Origin of the sequence: Calidithermus timidus DSM 17022 (assembly GCF_000373205.1) — a bacterium.
Lineage (GTDB): Bacteria > Deinococcota > Deinococci > Deinococcales > Thermaceae > Calidithermus > Calidithermus timidus.
Genome location: NZ_KB890701.1, coordinates 18,970 through 45,529 on the forward strand (window position 1 = coordinate 18,970; position 26,560 = coordinate 45,529).

General features: G+C 65.9%; 28 protein-coding genes. 9 read left to right on the forward strand and 19 right to left on the reverse strand.

Annotated features, from left to right (window positions below):
- Positions 1 to 7 precede the first annotated feature (7 nt).
- The 3 genes from B047_RS0114200 to B047_RS0114210 are packed head-to-tail and all read left to right on the forward strand — an operon-like array spanning position 8 to position 1,828.
- Positions 8 to 850: a hypothetical protein gene (locus B047_RS0114200; protein WP_026234915.1), complete on the forward strand. Its 843-nt coding sequence runs from the start codon at positions 8 to 10 to the stop codon at positions 848 to 850.
- A 43-nt stretch (positions 851 to 893) separates the two neighbouring features.
- Positions 894 to 1,637 (forward strand): DUF6683 family protein, encoded by a 744-nt coding sequence (locus tag B047_RS0114205; protein WP_026234916.1) that lies wholly within the window; start codon positions 894 to 896, stop codon positions 1,635 to 1,637.
- A gap of 11 nt (positions 1,638 to 1,648) precedes the next feature.
- Positions 1,649 to 1,828 (forward strand): hypothetical protein, encoded by a 180-nt coding sequence (locus B047_RS0114210; protein WP_018467642.1) that lies wholly within the window; start codon positions 1,649 to 1,651, stop codon positions 1,826 to 1,828.
- Positions 1,829 to 1,920: 92 nt separating this feature from the next.
- Here the strand turns inward: B047_RS0114210 and B047_RS17315 are convergent, their stop codons facing one another.
- The 11 genes from B047_RS17315 to era all read right to left on the reverse strand — a co-directional run bounded on the left by B047_RS17315 (position 1,921) and on the right by era (position 14,494).
- A complete protein-coding gene (locus tag B047_RS17315; protein ID WP_018467643.1) occupies positions 1,921 to 2,880 on the reverse strand; it encodes a DUF3137 domain-containing protein in 960 nt (319 codons plus the stop codon).
- 8 nt (positions 2,881 to 2,888) lie between these two features.
- Positions 2,889 to 3,830: a DUF3137 domain-containing protein gene (locus B047_RS0114220; protein ID WP_026234917.1), complete on the reverse strand. Its 942-nt coding sequence runs from the start codon at positions 3,828 to 3,830 to the stop codon at positions 2,889 to 2,891.
- Positions 3,831 to 3,927: 97 nt separating this feature from the next.
- The gene (locus tag B047_RS0114225; protein ID WP_018467645.1) at positions 3,928 to 4,491 is read right to left on the reverse strand and encodes a LemA family protein; all 564 of its coding nucleotides are present in this window, start codon (positions 4,489 to 4,491) and stop codon (positions 3,928 to 3,930) included.
- A 518-nt stretch (positions 4,492 to 5,009) separates the two neighbouring features.
- Positions 5,010 to 6,011 carry a tRNA dihydrouridine(20/20a) synthase DusA gene (dusA, locus tag B047_RS0114230; protein ID WP_018467646.1) on the reverse strand — a complete coding sequence of 334 codons (1,002 nt, stop codon included), beginning with the start codon at positions 6,009 to 6,011 and terminating at the stop codon, positions 5,010 to 5,012.
- Positions 6,012 to 6,041: 30 nt separating this feature from the next.
- Positions 6,042 to 7,136: a GGDEF domain-containing protein gene (locus tag B047_RS16925; RefSeq protein ID WP_018467647.1), complete on the reverse strand. Its 1,095-nt coding sequence runs from the start codon at positions 7,134 to 7,136 to the stop codon at positions 6,042 to 6,044.
- 38 nt (positions 7,137 to 7,174) lie between these two features.
- Positions 7,175 to 8,203 (reverse strand): 4-hydroxy-3-methylbut-2-enyl diphosphate reductase, encoded by a 1,029-nt coding sequence (ispH, locus tag B047_RS0114240; RefSeq protein WP_018467648.1) that lies wholly within the window; start codon positions 8,201 to 8,203, stop codon positions 7,175 to 7,177.
- 59 nt (positions 8,204 to 8,262) lie between these two features.
- On the reverse strand, positions 8,263 to 10,875 hold the full coding sequence (locus B047_RS16930; RefSeq protein ID WP_018467649.1) for a bifunctional diguanylate cyclase/phosphodiesterase: 2,613 nt from the start codon (positions 10,873 to 10,875) through the stop codon (positions 8,263 to 8,265).
- Between the two features lie 80 nt (positions 10,876 to 10,955).
- Entirely contained in the window at positions 10,956 to 11,975 is a 1,020-nt protein-coding gene (gene dprA, locus B047_RS0114250) for a DNA-processing protein DprA (protein WP_026234918.1), read from the reverse strand.
- An 89-nt stretch (positions 11,976 to 12,064) separates the two neighbouring features.
- Complete coding sequence (locus tag B047_RS0114255; RefSeq protein WP_018467651.1) at positions 12,065 to 12,703, reverse strand: PIG-L deacetylase family protein; 639 nt, start codon at positions 12,701 to 12,703, stop codon at positions 12,065 to 12,067.
- A 4-nt stretch (positions 12,704 to 12,707) separates the two neighbouring features.
- Positions 12,708 to 13,517 (reverse strand): glucose-1-phosphate cytidylyltransferase, encoded by an 810-nt coding sequence (locus tag B047_RS0114260; RefSeq protein WP_018467652.1) that lies wholly within the window; start codon positions 13,515 to 13,517, stop codon positions 12,708 to 12,710.
- Between the two features lie 80 nt (positions 13,518 to 13,597).
- Entirely contained in the window at positions 13,598 to 14,494 is an 897-nt protein-coding gene (gene era / locus B047_RS0114265; RefSeq protein ID WP_018467653.1) for a GTPase Era, read from the reverse strand.
- A gap of 121 nt (positions 14,495 to 14,615) precedes the next feature.
- Here era and B047_RS0114270 point away from each other — a divergent pair, with 121 nt between their 5' ends.
- The 5 genes from B047_RS0114270 to B047_RS0114290 all read left to right on the forward strand — a co-directional run bounded on the left by B047_RS0114270 (position 14,616) and on the right by B047_RS0114290 (position 18,737).
- The gene (locus tag B047_RS0114270; RefSeq protein WP_018467654.1) at positions 14,616 to 15,497 is read left to right on the forward strand and encodes an acyltransferase; all 882 of its coding nucleotides are present in this window, start codon (positions 14,616 to 14,618) and stop codon (positions 15,495 to 15,497) included.
- 32 nt (positions 15,498 to 15,529) lie between these two features.
- Complete coding sequence (locus tag B047_RS0114275) at positions 15,530 to 16,165, forward strand: hypothetical protein (RefSeq protein WP_026234919.1); 636 nt, start codon at positions 15,530 to 15,532, stop codon at positions 16,163 to 16,165.
- Positions 16,166 to 16,236: 71 nt separating this feature from the next.
- Complete coding sequence (locus tag B047_RS0114280) at positions 16,237 to 17,517, forward strand: sensor histidine kinase (RefSeq protein ID WP_018467656.1); 1,281 nt, start codon at positions 16,237 to 16,239, stop codon at positions 17,515 to 17,517.
- Positions 17,514 to 18,146 carry a response regulator gene (locus B047_RS0114285; protein ID WP_052606164.1) on the forward strand — a complete coding sequence of 211 codons (633 nt, stop codon included), beginning with the start codon at positions 17,514 to 17,516 and terminating at the stop codon, positions 18,144 to 18,146. Before B047_RS0114280 ends, B047_RS0114285 begins: the two co-directional genes overlap by 4 nt.
- A 15-nt stretch (positions 18,147 to 18,161) precedes the next feature.
- Positions 18,162 to 18,737 carry a histidine phosphatase family protein gene (locus B047_RS0114290; RefSeq protein WP_018467658.1) on the forward strand — a complete coding sequence of 192 codons (576 nt, stop codon included), beginning with the start codon at positions 18,162 to 18,164 and terminating at the stop codon, positions 18,735 to 18,737.
- A gap of 98 nt (positions 18,738 to 18,835) precedes the next feature.
- Here B047_RS0114290 and B047_RS0114295 read toward each other — a convergent pair whose 3' ends face one another.
- Positions 18,836 to 19,138: a hypothetical protein gene (locus tag B047_RS0114295; protein WP_018467659.1), complete on the reverse strand. Its 303-nt coding sequence runs from the start codon at positions 19,136 to 19,138 to the stop codon at positions 18,836 to 18,838.
- Between the two features lie 12 nt (positions 19,139 to 19,150).
- Positions 19,151 to 19,789: a PAQR family membrane homeostasis protein TrhA gene (trhA, locus tag B047_RS0114300; RefSeq protein WP_018467660.1), complete on the reverse strand. Its 639-nt coding sequence runs from the start codon at positions 19,787 to 19,789 to the stop codon at positions 19,151 to 19,153.
- Positions 19,790 to 19,873: 84 nt separating this feature from the next.
- On the opposite strand from trhA, the gene B047_RS0114305 reads away from it, so the two are divergent.
- Positions 19,874 to 20,146 (forward strand): hypothetical protein, encoded by a 273-nt coding sequence (locus B047_RS0114305; protein ID WP_018467661.1) that lies wholly within the window; start codon positions 19,874 to 19,876, stop codon positions 20,144 to 20,146.
- Between the two features lie 36 nt (positions 20,147 to 20,182).
- Here B047_RS0114305 and purF read toward each other — a convergent pair whose 3' ends face one another.
- The 6 genes from purF to purC all read right to left on the reverse strand — a co-directional run bounded on the left by purF (position 20,183) and on the right by purC (position 26,512).
- Positions 20,183 to 21,550, reverse strand: a complete 1,368-nt coding sequence (gene purF, locus B047_RS0114310) for an amidophosphoribosyltransferase (protein ID WP_026234921.1) — start codon at positions 21,548 to 21,550, stop codon at positions 20,183 to 20,185.
- A 95-nt stretch (positions 21,551 to 21,645) separates the two neighbouring features.
- Positions 21,646 to 23,895 (reverse strand): phosphoribosylformylglycinamidine synthase subunit PurL, encoded by a 2,250-nt coding sequence (purL, locus tag B047_RS0114315; RefSeq protein WP_018467663.1) that lies wholly within the window; start codon positions 23,893 to 23,895, stop codon positions 21,646 to 21,648.
- 73 nt (positions 23,896 to 23,968) lie between these two features.
- Positions 23,969 to 24,712 carry an HAD family hydrolase gene (locus B047_RS0114320; protein ID WP_018467664.1) on the reverse strand — a complete coding sequence of 248 codons (744 nt, stop codon included), beginning with the start codon at positions 24,710 to 24,712 and terminating at the stop codon, positions 23,969 to 23,971.
- 16 nt (positions 24,713 to 24,728) lie between these two features.
- Positions 24,729 to 25,415 carry a phosphoribosylformylglycinamidine synthase subunit PurQ gene (gene purQ / locus B047_RS0114325; protein ID WP_018467665.1) on the reverse strand — a complete coding sequence of 229 codons (687 nt, stop codon included), beginning with the start codon at positions 25,413 to 25,415 and terminating at the stop codon, positions 24,729 to 24,731.
- 88 nt (positions 25,416 to 25,503) lie between these two features.
- On the reverse strand, positions 25,504 to 25,764 hold the full coding sequence (gene purS / locus B047_RS0114330) for a phosphoribosylformylglycinamidine synthase subunit PurS (protein WP_018467666.1): 261 nt from the start codon (positions 25,762 to 25,764) through the stop codon (positions 25,504 to 25,506).
- A 40-nt stretch (positions 25,765 to 25,804) separates the two neighbouring features.
- Positions 25,805 to 26,512 (reverse strand): phosphoribosylaminoimidazolesuccinocarboxamide synthase, encoded by a 708-nt coding sequence (purC, locus tag B047_RS0114335; protein ID WP_026234923.1) that lies wholly within the window; start codon positions 26,510 to 26,512, stop codon positions 25,805 to 25,807.
- Positions 26,513 to 26,560: the final 48 nt, after the last annotated feature.

Consider the following 26,560-nt stretch of genomic DNA (forward strand, 5'->3'; position numbering starts at 1 on the left):
GGAAGCTATGCCTGCAAAAACCTTGAAGCTCTTCATACTGGGGGGTGCGCTGGTGGCGGGGGGGCTGGCGGCGCTCGCGGTGGGCGACCTGGTCGCCTTTCAGGCCAACACACCCATCAAATCTGCCGATGTGAACCAGAATTTCACCATCCTGCGCTCGGCCATTCAAGCCCTCGAGGCCCCGGTTGGAGCCGCGCGTTTGGCCGACGGTGCGGTCACGCTGCCTAAGCTTGCGGTGGGTGGAACGCTTGCCGACGGCAAGGTACTCAAGGCCCAGGGCGGGGCGCTGGTATGGGGAGACGACCTGGTGGGCAGTGGGGGAACCACCTATTCCGCTGGCGCAGGGCTGGCGCTGAGCAGCAACACCTTCTCGGTGGCCCTCGAGGGCATTACCAGCGGGATGCTGGCCGACGGCGCGGTGACGAGCGCGAAGTTGGGCAGTGCCAGCGTTTCCTCGGATAAACTGGCCGACAATGCGGTTACGAGCGGCAAACTGGCTTCAGACCCGGCTGGCTTGGCCAGGGTCTCGGGTGGGGTGCTGAGCGCCAGTGGCGGCAACCTGACGGCCACCGGCAATCTGGCGGTGAACGGGAGTCTGGAGATCGGCTACGTAAACACCTTTGATATTGCCGGCCCGCTGATTGGAGCCGGTGCGACCTTTGAGCAGACCGCCACCTGCCCGGCGGGCACGCGGGTGCTCGGCGCGGGGTATTACAACTCCACGGATAGTGACCTCACGATTACCCGCTTCTACCCTTCCGCTGGAACCTCGTGGTTTGTAAGGGGGGTTAACAACAGCACCACTGAGACCCGCTTGTATATTCGGTTGACCTGTGCTCGACTCGGATAATTTTTGGCTCCTTGTTCAATCCCCTTACAGGAAAGGAGGGCTAATGGGCAGGAACATTCTGGCGTTGTTGGTGTTTTTACTGCTGTGCGCGGCGCAGGCCCAGTACATCGCTGGGGGATGGGGCGCTCCCGTACAGAGTTTTAGCAACATTTACCAAGCCAACGTCTACATGGCCTACAACAACCTCATGTTGGCAAGCCAGATGGCCGCGAATAAGGCTATTTTGCAGGCGGTCATCAAGCGTAGCCAGCAAAAACAAGGAGGGAGCGCCCAGACTGCGACTCCTAGGACTACCTTTAGACCTGGCCCCAAACGGCTGCTGGTGCAAGCTTTCGCACAATCCCTAACCCAGAACAAAGCCCAGCAAGCCGAGCTTGTCAAAGTATTCGAGCTTGGACTCGAGCTCTACGAAGACGAAGCCCGGCGGGCGGGCAAGCCCAACGACGTGGCCATGGCGTTTACGTACTTTGTGGGGGTCTGCTACTTTGTCTACGCCGGTGAAGAGCCCTCGGAGCAGGCGCTGTTGGGTTTGTGGGGGGCGGTGGAGGAAGCTTTTGCAAGCTCGCTCGAGTTCAAAAAAGCCACCGACCCGGAGCGCCAGCGTCTGTATGAGCTTTTTGTACTGATGGCTACCCTTCCTCTGGCCGGCTACTCGGTAGCAACGGAAGCAAACGATGCAGCCCTGAAAAAGACCTACCAGGAAATTGCCGGGGTGGCCCTCGAGGCGGCCCTGGGGGTGCGCCCGGATCGGCTGAAGTTCGCCCCGACGGGCCTCGAGCTGCGCTAAAGGCGGAAACTGTGGCGGCTACCAGCACCCAAGTCTATGTGGTTCGCATCTGGTACGAGTCTACCCCCGAGGGCGAAGTCTGGCGGGCCTCGGTCAGCCAGGGGGAGGAGCGCCACTACTTCGCCGACCCCAGCGCCCTGACGGCGTTTTTGCAGCAGGAAGTGCAAGCCGAGCGGGAGGAGCCACTGTAGCCGGAGTATCTTTTGGAATCCGGCATCAGTCTTTATGGATTGATTCTGCTAAAACCGCAAACGCGGGCCGGGAGATCGGGGGGAAGCTTTGCTCAATTCGGGGACCAGATGCGCACGTTGAGCCGTAACTCTTCCACCAGGCCCAGCATCAGCTCGAGCGCTTCTACGTACTCGCGCACTTTACCGACCTCCACCGCCTTGCGCAGCAGGGGAGGGTCGAGGGGGTTGGCGGGCATGGGGATGGCCAGGTAGAGCTTGCCGTAGTTGAGCGAGACCAGCAGGGGCCGGCCAAGTTGGCGGCGGAACTGGGCCAGGCGGCGCATGAAGCTGGTGGAGAGCAGGTAGCGGGCTTTGATCTGCTGCTCGGGGCCGGGGGCGGTGTAGACGGCGAAGAGTTCTTCGAAGTCGGGGTCTTCGAGCTTGACCAGTTCGCCCTTCGAGCGGTCGAGGCTTTGCAGGCTGTGGGCCAGCGGGCCCAGGGTGGGCTCGAGGTGATCGGGGATGATCAGGACCTGGCCGCTGAAGGGCTTGGGAAAATCGGCCACGAACAGCAGGCCCCGGAAGAGGCGAGAGCGCCGCTTTAGAGAGGAATTTTTGTCGCGCTTTTCTTCGACGGCGAAAGCCTCCACATAGGCGAACTTGCACTCCACCCCCTCGATGCGGCCCCGCACCAGGTCGCTGCCCTCGACCTCGCTGGTGCGCTCGAGCAGTCCGCTGGCCCACAGCTCGAGCTCGTTGAGCGTGCCCAGGCTCTGGTAGATCAGAGTCGGCGCAACCTCGGCCAGGATGGGCTGGATGAGCTTCTGCTTGAAGTGGCGGCGGTAGTTGTACTGCAGCGCGGGATAGACGCTGAGCCATGTCCCCGCTGCCAGGCCCAAGAGCAGCAGCCCGATCGGGAATACTCCCGCCAGCATCACCGCAAGGCCCAGCGCCAGCAGTGACGCAGTGAACAGGGTCAGCAGTCCCACCAACAGCAGACTATGGCGACGCTCACGCTCCAGCAGGTTCTGGGCTGGGAGCAAGACCTGATAGTAAAGGCGAGTGAAGTCCATCTCGAGCCCTAGGCATTCCAGATGCGGGTGTTGAGGTTGAGCTCATCCACGATGGAGAGCACGAAGCGCAGGTCGGTGAGGTAGTCCACGAGGTCTTCCAGGCGCAGGGGCTGGAAGATGCGCGGCTCGAAGAAGTTCTTGGGGGTGGGGAGGGCGAGGTAGAAGTTGCCGCCGCTGAAGGCCAGGTAGAGCGGGCGCTTGAAGGCCTTGCGGAAGTTGACCAGGCGCTGCATGAGGCTGGTGGAGAGCAGGTAGCGGGCTTCGACCTGGTCGGAGGCGTAGGTCACGAAGTAGCGTTCGAACTCGAGGTCTTCGAGCTTGACCAGTTGGCCGCGGCTGCTGAAGCGCTCAAAGAGGTCGAGGAAGGCCCCGTCGCCGAAGTCGGGCAGCACCAGCGTGGTGCCGCGAAAGGGCTTGGGGAAGTCGAAGACGAAGAACAGCCCGCGGAAGATGGTGTGCCAGTGGGTGGTGCGGCGGCCTTTGGAGTCGGTGGACTCGGTCTTGTACTCGCTGTGGACCTCGCTGACCTTGAGGCGGGTTTGGCCGATGCGGCCGGCGATGAGGTCCTCTTCCTTGTAGCGGTCGGGCTCGCGGGGGAAGAGCTGGCTCGAGCGGTAGCTGCCGTAGCCGACGCCCCGCTCGGGATGGTAGTCGAGGCTGGAGCTGAGGTGCTGTACCAGCCGTCGCACCAGCTCGTTCTTGAAGCGCGCACGGTAGCGCCGGGTGAGGGCGCCGTGGGCCGCGCTCAGCACCGCGATGCCGGCGAAGGCCACGAAGCCCAGCAGGCCGGGGTCGTGCGCAGCGGGGAGCAGGACTACCAGGAGTAGCCCGACCAGCGCGGTGGCGATCCCAAACCAGACCAGCCGCACGGCCACCTCCCGCCGCTCGCGCTCGAGGTCGCCGATCACCGGCTCGAGCTGGCGGTAGAGCTCGCTGAAGCTCGGGTTCACCCCCTCCTCCGGCACGGGCTGGTCTGGGTCAGAAGGGCGATGTTGACAACTGGACGGACCATGGCAGGTACGCTCGCAGGAGTGCAGCCGGAGGCAATCAATTGCCAAAGAGTTGGCCTACGTTGGGGGCGAGGCGTTCCCCTTCGGGGATGGTGAACACCGGCTTGCGCTCTAGCCGCATGCTCTGGGCGATGAGGCTGGAGGGGAACATCTCGATGGCGTTGTTGTAGTCGGTGACGGCGGAGTTGTAGAAGCGCCGCGCCGCCGAGATCTGCTCCTCGGCCTCGTTGAGGGCGGCTTGCAGTTGCAGCACGTTCTGGCTGGCTTTGAGGTCGGGGTAGTTTTCGAGCTGCACCATCAGGCCGCGCAGGGCGGCGCTGAGCTCGCCCTCGGCCTTGAACTTCGCCTCCGGGCTGGGGGCGCCCATGGCCTGCGAACGCAACGCCACGACGCGCTCGAGCAGGCTGGCCTCGTGGGCCATGTACTGCTTGACGGCGGCGACCAGGTTGGGGATGAGGTCGTAGCGTTTCTTGAGCATGGCCTCGACCGAGCCAAGGGCATTCTCGACCTGGTTCTTGCGGGCGATCAGCCCGTTGTAGAGCGCGACATAGACCAAAACCAGCAGCACCGCCAGCCCCAACACGATCAGCAATCCGGCCATGCTTCTACGCTAGCACCTCTGCCCTGGGGGCCTTGTTGCGTATGTACATGAGAGCCGATAGCAAGAGATTGACGAGCCTCTAAAAAGCGCGAGCCAAAGAAGAACCGTGCCGTGAGCTTTTGAAAAGAACCCGGTCAGCCCGGTACTTCTGTACGATGTCTGGAGTCGTACAGCATAGCTGACCGCCTCTAGGGGCCATAACCTACTGTTGTGTGAGCTGCTGCGGTACGGGGAACTCCCCTACCGAATCCCAGGCGAGGCCATGGAACAGGCGGCCCTGGCCATCCGAAAGCCAGGCTACAGTCTCGCAGGGGTGGTTTTGTAGCGCGGGCCAGGCTGAATCAGAAGGTCGAATATGAAGGGAAGCTACCCTTCGTTCTCCGCCTAGACTTGTGCATTTCTTGTCTGAATTTTTGCTTTCAGTTCAATCTCTTGCTCAGAGGTAAACACCGAGTTAATGGGGGTTTAGCCAGACTTAAGGCCCCCTGGCGGTTGGGCTTTGGCGGGGTGCCGATCTGTCAGCCGGCGACGCCCTCGAGCTCGGGCGCTGCTCTCACCTGCTCGAGTGCCTTCCACAGCACCTCGGGCGTAGCCCCCTGACGGGTGGCTTGCTGGGAGAGGATGCGCCGCCACAGCTTGCCTCTGCGCTGGTTTTTGAAGAGGTTGAGCATGTGGCGGGCTACCGGCCACAGCGGCGTGCCCTGGGCCATCTGGGCTTCGGCGTAGCGGATCATGGCCTGGGCCACCGCCAGCCTCGAGGGCCGGTGCTCCAGGCCGAACAGCCTGCGGTCGGCCTGCTCGAGCACGAAGGGGTCCTCGTAGACGGCCCGGCCCAGCATTACCCCGTCTACGTGGGCCAGATGGCGTTCCACTTCCTCGAGGGTGCGCACCCCGCCGTTGAGCACGAAGCGCAGGTGGGGGAAGTCCTGCTTGAGCCGGTAGACCCACCCGTAGCGCAGTTCGGGGATCTCGCGGTTTTCCTTGGGGGAGAGGCCCTTGAGCCAGGCTTTGCGGGCGTGAACGATAAAGACCTCGATTCCCACCGCCGAGAGCTTCTCGACCCAGCGCGTGAGGTAGCCGTAGTCCTCGAGGTCGTCCACGCCCAGGCGGTGCTTGGCGGTCACCCTCACCCTCACGGCCTCGCGCATGGCCGCCAGACACTCGGCCACCAACTCGGGCTCCTTCATCAAGCAAGCCCCGAAGCCCCCGCCCTGCACCCGCTCGGAGGGGCAGCCCAGGTTGAGGTTGATCCCGTCGTAACCCCACTCCTCCCCGATGCGCGCAGCCTGTGCCAGGGTGAGGGGGTCGCAGCCGCCCAGCTGCAGCGCCACGGGGTGCTCGCTGGGGTCGAAGTCCAGCAGGCGGGACCGGTTGCCGTGCAGGATGGCCCTGTCGGTGACCATCTCGGTGTAGAGCAGTGTGCCACGGCTGATCTGGCGCACCAGGTAGCGGAAATGCCGGTCGGTCCAGTCCATCATGGGGGCGACCGAAAGCAGGTGGGGGTTCGGCTCGAGGCGCATGGCGGCACTCCAACCTTACCAGGATAGCCGCTACCCCACCGCCTCGACCAGATTGCCCCCAGCCCGCTTGGCTGCGTACATGGCCTGATCGGCGCGGTTTATCAGGCGGTCGGGGGTGTCGCCGGGCTGGGCCACGGCTACCCCCAGGCTGGCGCTCAAGGGCTCGAGCCCCTCCATCAAGGGCTGCTCCAGCTCCTCGCGCAGCCGCTCGGCCAGCTGGGTGGCTTCCTCGAGTCCCGCTTCCGGCAAGAGCACCAGGAATTCCTCTCCGCCCCAGCGGCCCATACGGTCGGAGTGGCGAATACCGCGCTGGATGCGCTGGGCCACCTGCTGCAGAGCCCGGTCGCCCACCTCGTGCCCGTGGCGGTCGTTGACCTGCTTGAAGCGGTCGAGGTCGATGAGGATGAGGGCCGTGGGGCGGCCATAGCGCTGGCTGCGCTCGAGTTCGTGAGCGATCTCGCTGAGCAGGTAGCGGCGATTGGCTACCCCGGTGAGGGCGTCGGTGTGGGCCAGGCGGTAATAGGTCTCCGCCTGCAGGCGCAGGCGGGTCAGCTGCTCACCAAAGCCGATTACCAGGCGAAAGAGCAGCAGGTAGGCCAGTTGGGAGAGGTAGAACTGCGCCAGGGTATCGAGTTGGGGCAGGGTGGGCCGCCAACCTCCCAGCCACAGCGGCAGCAGGGTGAACAGGCCGCTGAAGGCGTGCAGGCTCAGGATGACGAGGGAGAGTTTGAGGGCGTGGCGGTAGCTCCCAACCAGGTAGGTCCACAAGTACAGCGCGCTCATCCATAGGGCGGGTAACCATATGCCGTGACCCCACAGCGCCAGGGCACTGAAGTTGAGGTGGGTGTTGAACAGGGAAAAAAGGGTCGCCCCACCCAGCAGCGCGTATTCGAAGGCCAGGGTCACCCGTCGCTGCCACAGCAGCACCCCATAGCAGGCGAACAGCCAGGCCGTGGTGAGGGGCAGGTTGAGTCGGTCCAGCGCTCCGAGCTCGGGGGTGGGGGTATTGACGAAAGTGCCCGCCAAAGCCGCCAGCAACACCACCGGCAGGCCCAGCCGGTAGACCCGGTTCTTCAGGCCCTCGAGCCCGCGGTCTTCTTGGGGCAAGCCTAGCCCAGGGGGCATGGCTCTGATTGTGCACATCAAACGTTACAAGCGCGTTACTAAGAGCCCGTACCCAGCACCTCGCTGGGCGAGAGGCGGCGGGGTTCGCGGAACTCGATGTTTTCCCACTCGCCCTCCTCGATGACCTCGAGGGCGGGGTTGTGGGCCTTGAAATAAGCCACCACCTCCTGCACCAGGTCCTCGGGGGTGGAGGCTGCCGAGGTGATGCCTACGCTGCGCACGCCCTCGAGCCACTCCGGCTTGATCTCCTGGGCGGTGTTGATGCGCTCGGCTCGAGGGGTGAGGCTTCGGGCCAGCTCCAGCAGGCGCATCCCGTTGGAGCTCTGGAGGCTGGTGAGCACCAAGAACAAGTCCACGTGGGGTGCGATCTGCTTGACGGCGTCCTGGCGGTTTTTGGTGGCGTAGCACAGGTCGTCGCGCGGGGGCACGACCAGCTTGGGGAAGCGCGACTTGAGGATTTCGATGGTGGCCAGAGTGTCGTCTACGGAGAGGGTGGTCTGGGTGAGCACCACCACCCGCTCGGGGTCGGGAACTTCGACGGTGTGGGGGTCGGCCAGTTTGGGGTCGCGGCCTACGTGGGTGTGAACGGCCACCAAGATGGTGTTGTCCGGCGCCTCGCCCCGCGTGCCCTTGATCTCCTGGTGCTCGCTCGAGTCGCCGATGAGCAAGATCCAGTAGCCTTCCCTGGCGTACTTCCTCGCCTCGGAGTGCACCTTGGTCACCAGTGGGCAGGTTGCGTCGATCTGGTGCAGACCCCGCTTCGCCGCGTCGCTGCGCAGCCAGGGGGGAATGCCGTGGGCGCTGAAGACCACCGTGTCGGCGAGCTTGGCCCCGGCCCTGGCCCGCGCTTCACGCAGGGCCTCGACCTCGGAGAGGTCTTCCACGAAGTGTACGTTGTGCTCTTGCTCGAGCCGCCGCACCACCACGTCGTTGTGGACGATGGCGTGGTAGACCACCAGCTCACCCTGCCCCCGCAACTCGCGGGCGGCTTTCTCCACGGCCTCGATGGCCATGACCACTCCGGCGCAGAAGCCACGGGGCTTGGCAAGATAGACTTTCTCGATCACGCCCCCATTCTTACACATTTGCCCAGGCGGTTTTACCGCCGAGGGCAGGCGCGCGGGCGTCACGGCTCAGGTGCCAGGGGGGCCACGAAGGTGAATCCCCCGCCGCTGGAGGGGCTGGGCGTGCCGATGTAGTAGCCCTGGGCCAGGTCGCACCCGGCGGTCCGCAGCCAGGTGAGCTGGGATGGGGTCTCCACCCCCTCGGCCAGCACCTCGAGTCCCAGGCTGTGTCCCAGCGAGATCATGCTGTGCAGGATGGCCTCGTCGCGGGGGTTGCCGATCCCGGCGACGAACTGCTTGTCCAGCTTGAGCAGGTCCACGGGCAGGTGCTTGAGGTAGGCCAGTGAGGAGTAGCCCATGCCGAAGTCGTCGAGGGCGATGCGAGCACCCAGGTTGCGCAGGGCTTGCAGGTTGTAGATGGCCTTTTCTCGCTCGAGCATCAGCGCGGTCTCGGTGATCTCCAACCACAGCCGCCCACGACCCAGCGGGTACTGCTGCAAGAGGCGAGCGGCCAGCTCGACGAAGTGGGGGTCGTGGAAGTTGCGCGCCGAGAGGTTGAGCGAGAACTCCAGGCCGTGGGTGTGGGCTTCGCGCAGGGCCTGCTCGAGCACGAAGAGGTCGAGCTCTTGGATGATCCCACTCTCCTCGGCCAGGGGCACGAACTCGTGGGGTGGGACCATTCCCCGCTCGGGGTCCTGCCAGCGCACCAGCGCCTCCATCCGCCGCAGGGTCTGGGTCTTGAGCTCGAGCACCGGTTGGTAGTGCAGCACCAGCTCGCCCTGGCCCAATGCCCGGCGTAGGCCCTGCAGGGTGGACAGGCGCTGACGGGTGTAGCGGTTTTGGGCCGGGTTGTAGAAGCGGAACCCGCCTCCCTCGGCTTTGGCCTGGTACATGGCGACGTCGGCGGCGCGGGTGAGGGCGTCGAGGGTTTCCCCATCGCGTGGGTAGGCCGCCAGCCCAATGCTGGCCCTCACGTGCACGGTTTCGCTCCCCACCACAAAAGGCTGCTTGAGGGCCTCGAGCAGCCGGCTCACCACCTGCGTGGCTCCGTGTTCATCGGTATCGCACAGCAGCAGCGCGAACTCATCGCCGCCCAGACGGGCCTGGGTATCGGCTTCGCGGCTGAGGCCCCGGATGCGATCGGCCACCAGCCGTAACAATTCGTCGCCCACCTTGTGCCCCAGCGTATCGTTGATCTCCTTGAAGCGGTCGAGGTCGAGGTAGGCCAGGATGAGGGCCTGCTGGTTGCGCCGGGCCCGGGCTAAGGCTTGCTCGGCCCGCTCCTGCAGGAGGAAACGGTTGGGCAACGCGGTGAGGGGGTCGTAGTAGGCCAGCCGCTCGACCTGGGCCTGGTAGGCCTTGCGTTCGCTGATGTCCTGTAGGCTGCCCTCGAAGTAGAGGGGCTTGCCCTCTTTGTCGCGGATGAGCTGGGCCACTTCCTGCACCCACAGGCGCTGCCCGTCTCGCCGCACCAGCTCGGCTTCGGTGATCTGAACGCCTTCCCACCACTCCGCTTGCTCGAGCTGGGCCAGGCGGGTCTGCGGGGCGGAGTAAAAGCTTCCGGCGTTGTGCTGGCGCAGCTCCTCCAAGCTCCTGAGGCCCAGCATCTGCATCAGGGCAGGGTTGCCATCGAGGAAGTAACCGTCCAGGCTGATGCGGTAAAGCCCGATGGGCATGCCCTCGAAGAGGCTGCGGTAGCGCGTTTCGCTCTCGCGCAGCGACTGGAAGAGGCGGGCGCGCTCGAGCACCAAGCCCAGCGGGGCGGTGGCGTTTTGCAGGCGCTCGAGGTCGGCCTGTTCGAAGACTTCGCTGAGGCTTTCCACCGCCAGCACGCCTCCGACCTCGCCCGCGATGCGCACGGGGATGGCCATGGTCGACACCACGCCGCCAATCGGGTCTAGGAAGTCGGGGTCGGCGGAGGGATCGCGGACGAGTTGGGCTTCCCCGCTGCGGGCGGCGCGTCCGATGACCCCCATCTCCAGGGGTATGCGCTCGAACCACCGGTGGTAACCCACCTGGTGCTGCAACACCAGGTTCTGTCCTTCGAGCAGGTACAGGGAAGTCAGGGCCCCGCCCAGCGACTCCGACACCGCTTCGACCACCTGGCGGAAGACCGAGCGGGGCTCGAGGTCGGTGGCCAGGGCCTTGAGCACCGAGGAGAGCAGGGTCAACTCGGCGACCCGCCGCTGGCTCGTCGCCAGCAATTCGCCGTAGCGCGCCTCGAGGCGTTGGCGCTGGACGGCCTCGGCCAGGAGGCTAGCCACCAGCCGTAAGGGCATGGTCTCCGCCTCGCTCCAGTCGGCTTCTTGTTGCCCGAACGCCAGGGCCAAGAAGCCCCACAGCCCTCCCTCGAGCACCACCGGGATGCCCAGTACCCAAGAAGGCGCTTGCGGCAACAGGATTTGCCCCTGGGCCAGAGGCTTCAGCCAGGGGTGGTCTGGGTCCAGGCGGGGGGGTGGGGGCTCGAGGCCGGGCCCCGACCAGAGGTGGCTCCCTTCGAAGCCCTCACCCTGCGCTGCGGGTTCGAACAGCGCTACCCACCCGGCTCCCAGCGCCTGCCCCAGGCGGGCGAGGGCCTGGGGAATCCGGCTGTGGGCTTCGAGGCTGCCCAGTAGGCCGAGTGCTTCGGCGGCGGCGATGGAAGTTTGGTCGCGTCGTGCAGGGTGGGGCGGCATTGCCAGTGCATTGTATTCACCCACGGGTCAGGGCGCTGCGGCTTTTTACCACAGGGGAAAAAGCGCCTCTGGGCGCGGCCTTAGCTCCCCGGCCCGTAGCGGCCTCCGGGCAGCGCCAGCACCAGGCCCTTGAGCTCGAGCAACGTCAGGTGGGAGAGCACTTCGGCGGAGGAGATCCCCAGCGCCTGCGCCAGGTCGTCGGGCAGGGCCTGGCCCTGCTCGAGCAGCGCCCGGTGCAGCGCGGCCTCGAGCCCTTCGAGTTCGACCGCCGCTTTGGGGCGCGCCCTGAGCCCCAGGTTGCCCAGCACGTCCTCGGCGCCGAGCACCAGGCCAGCCCCATCCTGGATCAGCCGGTTGCAGCCCTGCGAGAAGGGGTCGCCGGGGCGACCCGGCACCGCCAGCACGTCACGCCCGAGCTCGAGGGCGATCTTCGCGGTGATTAGGCTGCCGCTCTTCACGCCCGCCTCCACCACCAGCACGCTGCGGGCCAGCGCGGCGATGAGGCGATTGCGCCGGGGGAAGAGCGGGGCCTGGGGTGGTGTGCCCAGGGGAAACTCCGACAGCAGGCTCATCTCCTGGGCGAGCCGGCGGTTCTCGGGGGGGTAGATCTGGTCGAGGGCGCTGCCCAGCACCCCCAAGGTGTTGGCTCCGCCCTCGAGGTTGCCCTGGTGAGCTGCGGTGTCGATGCCCCGCGCCAACCCCGAGATCACGCTGACCCCGGCCTGAGCCAGCTCGAAGGCTACCTTGCGGGTCCAGTCGCTGGCCCATACGCTCGCCCGCCGGGTGCCCACCACCCCGATGCTGCGCTCGAAGGGGGGAATTTCCCCGCGCAGGTACAGCACGCTGGGCGGGCTCTCGAGCTGCCGTAGGGCTTCGGGATACCCCGCCTCCCACAGGCCGATCAGCCGGATGCCCAGCCGCTGCGCCTGTTCCCGCTCCCGCTCGGCCCGCCCCTGGCGCAGCACCTTGCGGTACTCCGCGCCGATCTCTGGTCCAAACATCTCCTCGATGGCTTCGGGGGTGAGGTTTGGCTTCTGCAACGCCTGCTTCAGGCGTCTTGGGCCGACTTGGGGAGTCAGTGCGAGCGCGAGCGGATCCATAGACCGGTTACAAACCGAGGCTCAATATAACCGCGGAGGTGTCGGTGGCCAAGATGTCGCCTTGCTTTTCTTTGCGTTGGCGCTGAGCCCTATATCACCACCTTGCGCGCGTAGAACGCCTCGGCGTAGCGCGTGGCCGACTCCATTCCCCGCAGGCGCGGGAGGGCGCGGAAGGTTTCGGGGTCGAACCAGTGCTTCGAGCGCTGGGTGCCGAAGGCTTGCATGAGGTAGTCGATCTTGCGCTCGAGCAGCTCGGGCTCGAGCCGCACGTAGAGGTTGGGTTGGCCCAAGTCGCCGTCGTACTTGGGGATCTCGTACTCGAGGACGGTCTGCGAGCGCCAGGTGTTCCAGGCGAGGTCGCTGAGCACGCGGTGGTCCTGGTGGCGGTCGGCGCGGGCGTGGGTGAAGACGAGGTGCGGATCGAAGGCCTTGAGGGCCTCGAACTGCTCTTTGATGGCCTCGAGCTGCACCGGGAAGAAGCCGTCGCGGAAGTTGTGGGTGACGACCTCGGCCCTGGCCACGCCCTGCAGGAAAAGCGCCGCACCCCGGCGGGCCTCCGCGCTGCGGGTCGCGTCGCCGCTGAAGACCACCCACTTCACCTCGAGACGGGGGTACTCGCGCACCAGCCGCAACACCGTGCCGCCACAACCGATCTCGATGTCGTCGCTGTGAGCGCCCACGAACAGCACGCGAAAGGGTTGGTCAGGGGCGGGGGAAAAGGTGAACATGGCTTCAGGGGCGGATCACGGGGACCCCGGCGGGCCGGGAGCGCTGCTTCCAGAGCTCCCAGGGAGCGTCGCCGCGTGAGTACATGTCGTTGAGCGCCTGCATCTCCTTGTAGGTATCCATACAGGCCCAGAAGCCGTGGTGCTTGTAGGTGACAAGCTGGCCGAGCTGGATCAGGCGGCGGAAGGGCTCGTTGACGAGCTCCTCCCCGGGGCCGATGTAATCGAAGATCTCTTTGCGGAAGACGAAGTACCCGGCGTTCTGCCAGTTGTCGGACTCCGCCGAGGAGCGGATGTCGCGCACCGTACCGTCTTCGTCGGCGCTGACGTAGTGAAAGGTCACGTTGGGGCGCACGCTGACGAAATTGGCGATTTTGCCGTTCGCGAGGGCTCGCTCCACGTAGGCCCGCAGGTCGATGTCCAACAGACCGTCGGAGTAATTGGCCAAGAAGACCTCTTCACCCTCGAGGTAAGGCCGCACCGCCAGCAGACGCTGGGCGATGTTGGATTGCAAGCCGGTGTCGGCGAAGGTGATCTTCCAGTCGTGGATGTCGCTGGTGATGAGCTCTACTTGCTTGCCCCCGGTCATCACGAAGTCGTTGGTGAGGGTCTCCTGGTAGTTGAGGAAGTACTCCTTGATGAGGTCGGCGCGGTGCCCTAAGCAGAGGATGAAGTCCTTGTGGCCGAAGTGGGCGTAGAACTTCATGACGTGCCAGAGGATGGGGCGGTAGCCGATGGGCACCATGGGCTTGGGAATGCTCTCCGAATAGTCGCGCATCCTCAGACCGAGGCCCCCACAAAACAAAACGACCTTCACGATAGCCCTCCGCGATCCATTTTGCCCCCAGTTATGCCTGAGATGAGGGTCATTATGGCCTGGAAGGGGTTACGGCGGCGTTACTCGTAGCCCAGCTCCCGCAGGGCCTCGGGGTCCTTGCGCCAGTTGGGGTAGACCTTGACCTCGAGCTCGAGGTACACCGGGCGGGCCAGAAACACCGAGAGCTGCTTGCGGGCCGCCGTGCCGATCTCGCGCAGCATACGGCCCTCTTTCCCGATGAGGATGGGCTTGTGCGCCTCGCGCTCGACGTAGAGGATGGTGCGGATGTAGACCATGCCGTTGGAACGCTCGGCGAACTCCTCGGTCTTGGTGGCGATGGAGTAGGGGATCTCCTCGCGCAGACGCTTCATGGCTTCCTCGCGCACGATCTCGGCGGACCACTCCTGCGGGCTCTGGTCGGAGCGGGAGAAGTCGGGTGGGTAGAAGAAGGGCCCCTCGGGCAGCATGGCCAGGATCTCGGCCCTCAGCTCGGCCACGGCTCCCTCGTGGGTGGCGCTGAGCATGCGCCTTTCCACGCCGGGTAGCAGCTCGGCGTAGGCTTCCATGGCCGCTTCGGGGCGCTTGGCGGCGTCGAGTTTGTTGCCTACCAGCAGCACTGGGATTCCCTGGGGAAGGCCCTTGAGCGCGCGGGCTACCAGCTCGTCCTCGTGGGTGGGCGGGTGGCGCAGGTCCACCACCCACAGCACCAGGTTGACCTCGGCCAGCGCCTCGACGATCTGGCGGATCATGTAGTCGGAGAGCGCGTCGGCGGCCTCGTGCCAGCCGGGGGTGTCCACGAAGACGATCTGGCGATCGCCCTCGGTGTAGATGCCCCGCACCCGCTTGCGGGTGGTCTGGGGCTTGGGGGTGATGGGGGCTACTTTCACGCCCAGCAAAGCGTTGAGCAGGGTGGACTTGCCCACGTTGGGTTTGCCCACGATAGCCACGAAGCCGGAATACGTCGTACCTTCGCTCACGGCATTAAGTTACCCCAGGTGGGGGGATGGCCGATAGCCGATGGCTGAACCCAGGCGGGCCCTTCCGGCGTAAGCTTACTCACACCGTTTTCGATCTCGAGCTCCTAGCTTAGGTACATTTATGCCTTGGCTTCTACCTAAGCCCATCCCTGAAAGCTCCGACCGGCTCCTCCAGCACTGGCTGGGCGGGCTAGCCGAGAGGCTGTCGGACCCTTCCACCGACCGTTACGCCCTGGTGCGCGACGAGCTGGCCCGCATCCTGCACGCGCGGCCTTACGACGAGCTGGCCGAGATCGCACCCATGGCGGCCTTCGCCCTCGACGCGCGCAACATCACCTTCGAGGCCGAGCACTACATCGCCACCGATCCCGAGAAGTTCGAGCGGGTCAAGCCCTTGCTGTGGCTGTGGAAGACCCTCGACCTCACCCCCCTGGGGCAGTCGGTGCACTCGGGTGTGGCCATCCGCCGGATGCTGGCCCCCTTCATCTTCAAGCGCGTCGGGCGCAACCCCAAGTTCTTCCAGAACGTGGAGTTCAGCGTGGGCTACAACCTCGAGCTCGGCGACGACGTGGTGGTCCACCGCTTTGCCTTCCTCGACGACATCGGTGGGCTGGTGATCGGCGACCGCTCTTCCATCTCCGACTACGTCAACCTCTACAGCCACACCCACCACGTGCTGGCCTCGCCCGACGTGACGCTCAAGCAGACCCTCATCGGCTCGGGGGTGCGCATCACCTACCACGCCACCGTGCTGGCCGGGGTCTGCATCGGTGACGACGCGCTCATCGGTACCGGCGCCGTGGTGACGAAGGACATCCCGCCCCACGCCATTGCGCTGGGCATCCCGGCCAAGCCGGTGCGCTACAAGGTGCGCCACGACTGCCCCTACTGCCGCCGGGGCGAACCCCACCCCTCGCAGTGCCAAGACCGCCTCCCCGACCGCAAGCCCAACCCCGACTACCCCGACTTCCTCAAGCCGGGCTTTGGCACGCGCGAAGCATAAAGAACCGCAGCCTCCTGTGGCACTATAGAAGAATGCGCCGTGGATGCTTGTTCTTCATCGCCGGATTGGCGATCTTGCTAGGGGTGCTGGGTTGGCTGGCCAACAGCTTCGTCATCCAGCCGGCCCGCGCCCTGGTGCAGGATTTTCGCCAACTGGTGCAGCTCGAGAGCGGGGTGCGGCGGCAGGAGCCTTACCAACCCCCGGCCAGCGGGCAACTGAGCCCGAGCCAGGTGCAGCGCTTGCTGCGGGTGCAACGCGCTGTCAAGGAAGGGCTGGGCTCGAGGTACACGGCCATCGAAGCGCGCCTGCGCCAGCTATCCGACCGCTTCAGCGCCCAGCAGCAGCTCGACTACCGGGCCGCTTTGGACCTCTTCCGCGACGCCGGAGCGCTGATCGTCGAGGCTAAGAAACTCCAGGTACAGGGTCTCAACGCCCAGGGCTTTTCCCTCGAGGAATACCGCTGGGTGCGAAGTCAGGTCTACGGTGCGCTCGAGTTGGGCCTGCCCAAGCTCGATCCCCAGAAGCTCCTGTCTCAGATCGCCTCGGGCGACTTCAACCCTCAGACCGCGCTCGAGGCCCCCGCCCCCAACCCCGCCAACCGCAAGCTGGTGCAGCCCTACAGCAAGGAGCTGCGGGATTTCTACGCTTTTACCTGGTTTGGCTTGTAGCCCTGAGCACCCGAAGCTGTTGGGGAAGGCGTTTACGGTTGAGGTCGGAGTTCCCCATTAAGATAAATGGGATGTGGGCTATCTTCGCCCAGCGGCCTGTGGCCAGGGCGGTCGCCGTCTTCGCGGCGCTGAACCTGCTGACGGTACTGCTATTCACCCTGCTGGTGCCGGGCCGTTCCCAGCTCAAGCCCGACAGCATCCCCTTGCAGAACTCCCAGGAAGTGCTGTGGCGGGTGGGCCTGGCACTGCTGACCTATCTGGTCATCCTGTGGGCCCTGCGCCCTGGGCGGCGGGCCTGGTGGGAGACCATCGCGCTGGCGGTTTTTGGCGTGGGGGTGGTGGTCTGGTTGACCAACTACTACATGCCCTTTCTGGCCCTGGGCATCGTACCGGTGGTGGCGCGCTACTTCCTGCCGCTGCCCTGGGTTTTGAGCTTGGTGATCGCGCTGGCCGGGCTCTCGGGCTGGTGGAGCGTGCGCCAGCCGCTGCAACTGACCCTCGAGGTCAAGCTCACCCAAATCCCCACCCGTTCAGAGACCCTCTCCACCCGTCCCATTCCCGCCAACCCCACCGCCCAGACCAGCTTCTGGGTCTTCATCACCGTGCTCTACGCGGGCTACTCGCTGTTTGCCCTCGAGCTGCTGGTGCGCGAGGCCAAGGCCCGCCAGGCCCTCGAGTCCACCCAGCGCGAGCTGGAGGAGGCCAGCCGTCAGGCCGGGGTGCTGGCCGAGCGACAGCGCCTGGCCCGTGAGATCCACGACACGCTGGCCCAGAACTTCGCCAGCGTGGTCGTACACCTCGAGGCCGCCGAGGGGGCTTTGGGGACCCCTGCCGTGCTCAACCACATCAGCCAGGCTCGCGACACCGCCCGTGAGGGGCTTTCCGAGGCGAGGCGGCTGGTGTGGGCCTTGCGACCCGAGATCCTCGAGGGCATCCCCCTGCCCGAGGCCTTGCAGCAGCTCCTGCGGCGCTGGCAGTCGGTGAGCAGCCAGGAAGCCCGCTTCACCTTAGCCGGCGAGCCCCGCCCGCTGCACCCCGAGATCGAGCTGAGCCTGTTGCGCATCACCCAGGAAGCCCTCAGCAACGTGCGCAAACACGCTCAGGCCAACCTGGTCAACGTCACGCTCTCCTACCTCGATGGCCTGGTGCTGCTCGACATCCAGGATGACGGAATTGGGCTCGAGCAGCGGACTGCGAACAGCAGGGGGTTCGGGTTGCGCTCGATCCGAGAGCGGGTGGAGGCGCTGGGTGGGGAGTTCACGGTGGAGAGTGAGCCGGGTCGGGGGACTATTCTGGCGGTCAGCCTGCCCGAATTTCCCATTCCCAAGCACAGAGTCGGAGGTTCTACGTGAGTCGTATTCGGATCCTGATCGTCGATGATCATCCGGTGGTTCGGGCGGGATTGGCCGGGCTGCTCTCGAGCCAGCCCGACTTCGAGGTGGTGGGGGAGGCGGGCAACGGGGCTGAGGCGCTCAACATGCTCGAGCGCCTGGACCCCGAGGTGGTGCTGATGGACCTGCGCATGCCCGGCATGGACGGGGTGACCACCATCCGCCGCATGCGCTCTCAGAGCAAGAGCCAGGTGCTCGTGCTCACCACCTTCGACACCGACGCCGAGATCGTGCAGGCGGTGGAGGCGGGGGCTACGGGCTACCTGCTCAAGGACGTGCCCCGCGAGGAACTCTTCCGTGCCGTGCGCCTGACGGCCAGGGGCGAGGCGGTGCTTTCCCCGCCCGTGGCGGCAAGGCTCTTAGGCCGCATGCGCTCGCCCAGAGAGGAACACCTTTCCAGCCGTGAGCTCGAGGTGCTGGGCCTGGTGGCCAAGGGTTTCTCCAACAAGGAGATCGCCAAGCGCTTGCACATCAGCGAGGCCACGGTCAAAACCCACCTGCTACACACCTTCGGCAAACTGGGCGTCGATGACCGTACCGCCGCCGTGACTGCCGCACTCGAGCGGGGCATTTTGCGGCTGGAGGGCTGATAGGATGGGCTCACCGTGAGTGCTCGCCGCCGCCTCTTCCTCATTAAGCACGGTCGCCCCCACATCGTGCCCGAGCTACCCGCGCGGCAGTGGACCCTCTCCGACGAGGGCCTTCGCCAGAGCGAGCGGCTAGCCCAGTGGTTCAGGACCCACCTGCCCACCCAAGTCGTCAGCAGCCTCGAGCCCAAGGCCCGTGAGACTGGCAAGGTGCTGGCCAGCCGCCTCAAGCTACCCTTCAACCTTGCCCCCAACCTGCACGAGCACCAGCGCGAGAACGAGCCCTACTTCCCCGATGTGGCCCAGTTCGAGGCCAGGGTGCGCGACTTCTTCGCCGAGCCCAGCCGCCTGACCTTCGGCGAGGAAACTGCCGACCAGGCCCACAGCCGCTTCAGCCAAGCGGTGAACAAGGTGATGGACGAGTACCTCATCGACGACGTGGCCCTGGTGGCCCACGGCACGGTGATCACCCTACTGGTGAGCCGGGCCAACGGGTTGAGCCCTTTCCCGCTGTGGAAAGCCCTGGGCTTTTGCGGAGTGATCGAGGTGGAGTGGCCCAGCCTGAAGCTGATGCGGGTGATGGAGCGTATTTAGAGCACCGAACGCCAAATGCAAAACGCTGAGCGCGAGTGGCTATCGGCGACTTCTGTAGGGGTGGTCTCGTGCCCGTTCTTCTTTTCCGCTTCCCGCTATCAAACCTTCGGAAGCAGGTTGCGTTCGATCTCGGCGCGCAGTCGCTCGGCAAGCTCGAGGGTGTGTTCCGAGACGGCTCTGGGCTTGATGGAGAGCCAGAGCCGGTGCTGCTGGGGCCAGTAGGTGGCTTCCACAATGCCCCGTGTGCGGCCCTGCTTGAAGTGCCAGTGGGTCGAGCCGGGGTACTGAGCCAAGGTGGTGCGCAGGGTGATGGTGAGGCCGAGTTCGCGCGCGGCTTGCTCGACCGCGGCCCAGACCGCCATCAGGGTGAGGATGGAGGGCAGGGAGATGTCCAGGCGCATGCCGCCTCGAGCTTACCCCACCACCTGCGACCACACCGCCACGACGTGCGCTGCGCTGCCCAGCAGCACGAAGACGTGCCAGATGGGGTGGGCGTACCTCAGGCGTTTGTTGAGGAAAAAATAGGTTCCTGCCGTGTAGAACACCCCGCCTAACACCAGCCAAAGCAGGCCCCAAGCCGAAATTTTGGCGAGCAGCACCGGGAAGGCGATCACGATGAGCCAGCCCATCGCCACGTAGAGCAGCGTCGAGACCAGTTCGAAGCGCCCGGTGGCGAAGGACTTGAACACCACGCCCAGCACTGCCAGGCCCCACACCACGCCGAAGAGGCTCCAGCCCCAGGGGCCGTTGAGGGTCACCAGCAAAAAGGGGGTGTAGGTCCCGGCGATCAGCAGATAGATGGCGCTGTGGTCGAGGATTTCCAGCACGCGCTTGGCTCTGGGGTGCCCTATGGCGTGGTAGAGGCTCGAGGCCAGGTACATCAGGATCAGCGTGGCCGAGAAGATGGCCGCGCCGACGATCTGCCAGGCGTCGCCAGTGAGGGCGCTGGAGACGACCAGCACCGCGCCGGCGGCCAGGCTCGCGACCGCTCCGAGCCCGTGCGAGAGGGCGTTGAGGAACTCGACTTTGGGGGGATGGGTGGTCGCGGTCATGGGGGTTCCTCGAGGGTAGAACTCACCCGATTATGCACCGTGGCTCCTGAGGGGGGTGAGCCCACGGCCCGTAGACTGGGGGAGATGGACGAGCGCGAGATCGAGTTTGCCCCTACCGAGCAGGTCGAGTGGCGCCAAGCCTTGGTGGAGGAGTTCGTGGCCGAGGTGCTGCGCCTGCCCTGGGCTTTCGTCTCCGACGGCACCCGCCTGCAGGACTTCGAGGGCGTTCGCACCGGGCTCGAGCTCGCCGAGGCCTGCTACGAGCGCTACGGGATGGGGCTCGAGGCCCGGCACTTCGAGATGCCACTGTACCTGCTGCTCGATGAGCTCGAGGCGGCGCGGAAGCAAAAAGGGTAGGGACGCAGTGCGCTGCGTCCCTACGAAGTTTCGCGATCAGGCCTGCTCGAGTGCTTCCTTCTGCACTTCCTCGCTGGGCACGCCCGCCGGGTAGCGACCGTTGAAGCAGGCCAGGCACACCGGGCCGCCTACCGCGCGCTTGACGCCCTCCTCGCTCAGGAAGGCCAGGCTGTCGGCGCCGATGAGCGCTCGGATTTGCTCGAGGGAGTGGGTGGAGGCCACCAGCTCCTTGCGGGCGGCGGTGTCGATACCGTAGTAGCAGGGGAACTTGATGGGCGGGGAGGAGATGCGCACGTGGACCTCGGTAGCCCCGGCGTCGCGCAACAGTTGCACGATGCGGCCCGAGGTGGTGCCGCGCACGATGGAGTCGTCCACCATCACCACCCGCTTGCCGCGCACGGCGGGGGTGGGGGCGAGCTTGAGCTTGGTCTTGAGGTCGCGCAGCTCCTGGGTGGGCTGGATGAAGGTGCGCCCGGCGTAGGGGTTTTTGTAGAGGCCGTAGTCGAAGGGGATGCCCGAGGCGCGGGCGTAGCCGATGGCGGCCCCGATGCCCGAATCCGGAACCGGAACCACCAGGTCGGCCTCCGCCGGGGCTTCGGCGGCCAGCACCTCGCCCATGCGCACCCGGCTCTCGTGGGTGCCGATGGAATCGAGCACCGAGTCGGCGCGGGCGAAGTAGATCCACTCGAAGGCGCAGGGGGTGGGGCGGGGCTCGAGCACCTGCTGGCTCTTGAGTTCGCCCGCCTCCACCCACACCAGCTCCCCAGGGCGCACGTCGCGCACGAACTCGGCCCCCACCAGGGTCAGGGCCGGGGGCTCGGAGGCGAAGACCCAGCCTCCGTTCGGCAGTCGCCCGATCACCATAGGCCGCACCCCGTTGCCATCGCGCAGGGCCAGCACGGTGTGGCGGTCCATGAGCACCACCGCGAAGCCGCCCTGCAACTCGCGCATCGAGCGGGCGGTGGCCTCGACGAGGTCGAGCTTGGCGTAGCGGGCGATGAGGTTGATCATCACCTCGGTGTCGTTGGTGGTCTGGAAGACCGCGCCGTGCTCGAGCAATTCCTGCCGGATAGCCTTGGCGTTGACGAAGTTGCCGTTATGGGCGATGGCCAGGATGCCCTTGGAGCTTCGCACGTTCAAGGGCTGGGCGTTGAAGCGCAGGTTGGAGCCGGTAGTCGAGTAGCGGGTGTGCCCGATGCCTAAGTTGGCCCCCGGAATGCGCAGCCGGGCCATACGGGCCTCGTCGAAGACCTGCGTCACCAGCCCCAAATCCTTCTCGACCACCAGATCCTGCCCGTTGGAGACGCAGATCCCGGCGGCCTCCTGCCCCCGGTGCTGCAAGGCGAAGAGCCCGAGTTGCAGCATCCCCGCCACGTCCACGGGCTCCGGGCTCCAGACGCCGATGACGCCGCATTCTTCGTGGGGCTTATCGTGATCGCAATACGCAAAACGTAAGACGCTAGACGCCCTAGGGGATTCTTCTAGCGTTTGGCGTTCCCTCACGGCAGCACCTCCCGCAGCGGTGCTTCCCAGCTTTGCTTCAACTCGCTCACACTCCACTTTAGCTGTGTCTTGGGCAGCAGGATTGTGAGGTCATCCCCGCCTACTTGGCCCAGGATGCGGTGGGGGAGGCCCAGGCTTTGCAGGTGGGCGATGGCCGATTGCAAGTGGTCCTGGTCCACGCTGAAGAGGATGCGGCTGGGCGCTTCGCCGAAGAGCAGGGCGTCCGGGCGGCCTGCATCGCGGATCTCCAGTGTCGCCCCCAGCCCGTAGGGGAAGGTCATCTCGGCCAGGGCCACGGCCAGCCCGCCCTCGGCCACGTCGTGCGCGGTCCGGACCCAGCCCATGCCGATGAGGTCGCGGATGGCGGATTGGGCTTTGGCCTCGCGCTGGAGGTCGAGGCGGGGCGGGTGGCCAGCCTCGAGGCCCTCCGTCACCCACAGGTACTCGCTGGCCCCCAGCTCGCCCAGCGGCTCCCCGATGAGCACCACGAACTCGCCGGCTTTCTTGAAACCCATCTCGGCGCGGCGCTCCACGTTTTCCAGCAGGCCCACCACGCCCACCATGGGGGTGGGGGGGATGCGGTAGCTGGGGCCTTCGTTGTAGAGGGAAACGTTGCCCGAGACCACCGGGATGCCCAGGGCCCTGGAGGCTTCGGCCAGCCCGGCGATGGTCTCGGAGAGCTCGTAGTAGCCGTGGGGGGTCTCGGGGTTGCCGCAGTTGAGGCCGTCGGTGTAGGCCAGCGGCCTGCCCCCCACCACGCTGACGTTGCGCGCGGCCTCGGCCAGGGCATGCATGGCCCCCAGGCGCGGGTGCAGGCGCGAGTAGCGTGGGTTGGCGTCCACCTTGAGCGCGATGGCCCGTCGGATGCCCTTGACGCGCACGATGGCCGCGTCGCCCTTGCCCGGTACCAGCGCGGTGTTGGTGCCCACCTGGTGGTCGTAGCGCTCGAAGACCGGGGCGCGGCTGCACAGGTTGGGCGAGGCCAGCAGCTTCAGCAGTACGCCGTGCAGGTCACCCGGCACCGGCAGGGCGCTGAGGTCTTTGGCCCGCAGGGCCTGGATCTCCGGGCTCTCCTGGCCTTCGCGCACGTAGGTGACGGAGTCGGCCAGGGCGTGGGTGGGGACCTCGGCCACCACCTGGCCCTCCGACTTGATGCGGAACACCGGCTCTTCGATGGTCACGGCCACGGGGACCGCGTCCAGGCCCCAGCGCGCGGCGAGCTCCTCGAGCGCCTTCTCCTTGCCCGGGCGCGGCACCAGCACCATGCGCTCTTGCGACTCGGAGAGCATGAGCTCCAGCGGGCTCATCCCCGCCTCGCGGCGCGGCACTTTGTCGAGGTCGAGCTCCAGGCCCAGCCCCGACTTGTGGGCCATCTCCGAGAGCGAGGAGGTGAGCCCGGCGGCCCCCATGTCCTGCACGCCCTCTACCAGGTCCAGGTGGATGGCCTCGAGGGTGGCCTCCATGGTGAGTTTGCCCATGAAGGGGTCGCCCACCTGCACGCTGGGGCGCTTAGACTCACTCTCCTCGGAGAGTTCTTCGGAGGCAAAGGCTGCCCCGCCGATGCCGTCGCGCCCGGTCTTCGATCCCAGGTAATAGACCGGGCGGCCCAGGCCGGCGCGGCTCTTCTTGAGCTCATCGACCCGCAGCAGGCCCACGCACATCGCGTTGACCAGGGGGTTGTCCTGGTAGTCGGGGTGGAAGTAGATGTCTCCCCCCACCGTGGGAATGCCAATGGCGTTGCCGTAGTGGGCGATGCCCCCCACCACGCCCTGCAGCAGGTAGCGGGTGCGGTCGCCCTCGAGCCGCGTACCGCTACCCCCCGTGTCGAGCTTGCCAAAACGCAGCGAGTTCAGCAGCGCGATGGGCCGGGCCCCCATCGCCACGATGTCGCGGATGATGCCCCCCACGCCCGTCGCAGCTCCCTGCACCGGCTCCACCGCCGAGGGGTGGTTGTGGCTTTCGATCTTGAAGGCCACCGCGTACCCCTCGCCGATCTCCACCACCCCCGCGTTCTCGCCGGGGCCCTGCAATACCGCCGGGCCTTCCTTGGGCAGCAGGCGCAGCAGGGGACGGGAGTTCTTGTACGAGCAGTGCTCGCTCCACATCACCTTGAAGAGGTAGAGCTCGAGCCGACCCGGCTCCCGCCCCAACAGGCGCACGATTTCCCGGTATTCGTTCTGGGGGATGCCGGTTTCCTCGAGCAGTGCCTTGGCCTGCTCGGAGAGGGGGGTGAGGGTTTCTTCCATAGTTAAAGCTCAGGGTGAGGGGTGACGGGGTGGCAGGAGGCAGAATGCTTTATCGATCATCGACGTAATGACCTCAGGTGCTGGGCAGCAGCTTGAACAATTCCCGGTGGTCGCTCATGCGCGCGGTGGGCTCGGGGCCGCCGTTGATGGTGCGGTGGCCGGTGTACTGCACCGCCCAGCTATAACCCGCGCCAAAGGCCCCGCCGATATCAGTGCGGGGGATGTCGCCGATGTGCAGAGCGTTTTGCGGATCGACACCCAGCTCGTCGAGGGCAACCATGAAAGCTTCGCGGCGGGGCTTGACCGTGCCGGTCTCGTCGGAGAAGGAGAAGCCACCGAAGTACTCGAGCAGGCCCTGGCGCTCGAGGTGCTCGCGCAGCAGGCGCCCGCCGGTGATGCCCGTGTCGGAGACCACGCCCAGGCGGTATTTCCGGGCCAGCTTGGGCAGGCTCTCCTTGACGCCGGGGAGGGGGGTCAGGCTGCCATGAAGGGAGGCTTCCTCGAGCCGGCGGGCCGTGAGGGCGATCAGACCCTCGTCGGGCGGGGCACCCAGCAGCTTGAAGATCAGCGCGACCCGCTCGTAGGGTGCCATCATCTGCTCGGCCTGCCAGGCTTGCTCGTAGGCCATGGCGGCCTGGCGGTAAGCCTCGCGAACCTGGCTTTCGTCGGCGGGGGTTCCGGCTTCCGAAAGAGCATCGAGCAGAATCTCGTAGCGCAGCGAGAGTACCTGGTGAGCGTAGCTCTCGCTCTCGGTGAACAGCGTCCCCCAGAAATCGAAGGTGATGGCCTTGAGGTTTTCGATGCCTTGCGTGTTCATCGCATCTCCTCCACACTCACGCCATGGTCGCCAGCGCCTTGCTCAGGCTGGTGAAGATGCCCTCCCCGTCCACCGACCCCAGCACGCTCTCCACCGCACGCTCGGGGTGGGGCATCATGCCCAGCACGTTGCCCCGCTCGTTGACGATGCCTGCGATGTCACCCAAGCTTCCGTTGGGGTTGCCGCCTTGCCCCTGGTGCTCGACGTAGCGGAAGACGACCTGGCGGTTTTGCTCCAGCCGCGCCAGCGTTTCCTCGTCGGCGTAGTAACGGCCCTCGCCGTGGGCGATGGGCAGGCGCAGCACCTGAGCCTGGCGGTAATCGGAGGTAAAGGGCAAGTCGGTGCGTTCGACCCGCAGGAAGATTTCCTTGCAGGTGTAGTGCAGGTTGGTGTTGGCCAGCAGTGCTCCCGGCAGCAGCTCGGCCTCGGTGAGGACTTGGAAGCCGTTGCAGATGCCCATCACCGGGTAGCCCTGCTGGGCCAGGCGGCGCACCTCGCCCATGACCGGGGAGAACTTGGCTAGCGCCCCGGCCCGCAGGTAGTCACCGTAGGAGAAGCCTCCGGGCAAAAACACCGCACCGTAGCCCTCGAGGCTGCCTTCGGTGTGCCAGACCAGCTCGGCCTTCAGCCCCACCCGCTCGAGTGCCCAGCGGGTGTCCTGGTCGCAGTTGGAGCCAGGGAAGACGATGACGGCGACTTTCACGGGGCCTCCGGCACGCGAAACGCTAAACGCCATACGCCATACGCGTCCTTACTGCCGGCGTTTTGCGTCTTGCGTCTTGCGTTTGGCATTACAAAACCTCCTGCAAGGGCTTCAGGGCTTCCAGCGCGTACACTTCCATCACCGGGTTGGCCAGCGCCTTGGCGATGGAGAGGGCGCTTTCGCGGGCTTCGGGTTCGGAGGGGGCCTCGAGCTCCATCTCGAGCACCCGCCCTACCCGCACGTTCTCCACGCGGTAGCCCAGGCCCCTGAGCACGCCCTCGACCGCCCGGCCCTGGGGGTCGAGGATGCCGTCTTTGAGTTCGATGAGGATCGTCGCGTGATACTTCATGAGTGCGCCTCCGGCGCGCCAAACGCCAAAAGTCCAACCTTCACCCAGCACCCCCGACCACCCGTCGCAGCACTTCCTGGTAGGCTTCCTCCACCCCGCCTAAGTCGCGGCGGAAGCGGTCTTTGTCCATCTTCTCGCCCGTGCCCACTTCCCACAGTCGCATGGTATCGGGGCTGATCTCGTCGGCCAGGACGATGGTTCCATCGGGGAGCCGCCCGAACTCGAGCTTGAAGTCGATGAGCTCGAGGTTGCGCTCGAGGAAGAAGGCCTTGAGCGCCTCGTTGACGCGCAGGGCCAGTTCCCGGATGCGTGCTAGCTCCCCCTCGCTCAGCAGGCCCAGTGCCAGCGCGGCCTCATCGTAGATCAGGGGGTCGCCCAGGGCGTCGTTCTTGAGGGAGAATTCCACCAGCGCTCGGGCGAGGGGGCGGCCTTCCTCCACGCCGTAGCGCTTGGCGAAGGTCCCAGCGGTGCGGTTCCTGACGATGACCTCCAACGGCACGATCTCGACCTGCCGCACCAGCATCTCGCGCTCGGAGAGTTCGCGCAGGAAGTGGGTGGGGACGCCGTGGGCCTCGAGGTAGCGGAAGAGCTGGGCCGAGATGCGGTTGTTCACCACCCCTTTGCCTGCGATGGTGCCCCGCTTCTGTGCGTTGAAGGCGGTGGCGTCGTCCTTGTAGTACACCCGGTAAGTCCCGGCCTCGGGGCCTGGGTATACGATCTTGGCTTTGCCCTCGTACAGTTTCTCCATGATCGGCCTCACCGCTTAGAAGAAGGGGGGGGAATGTCCTACCATCTT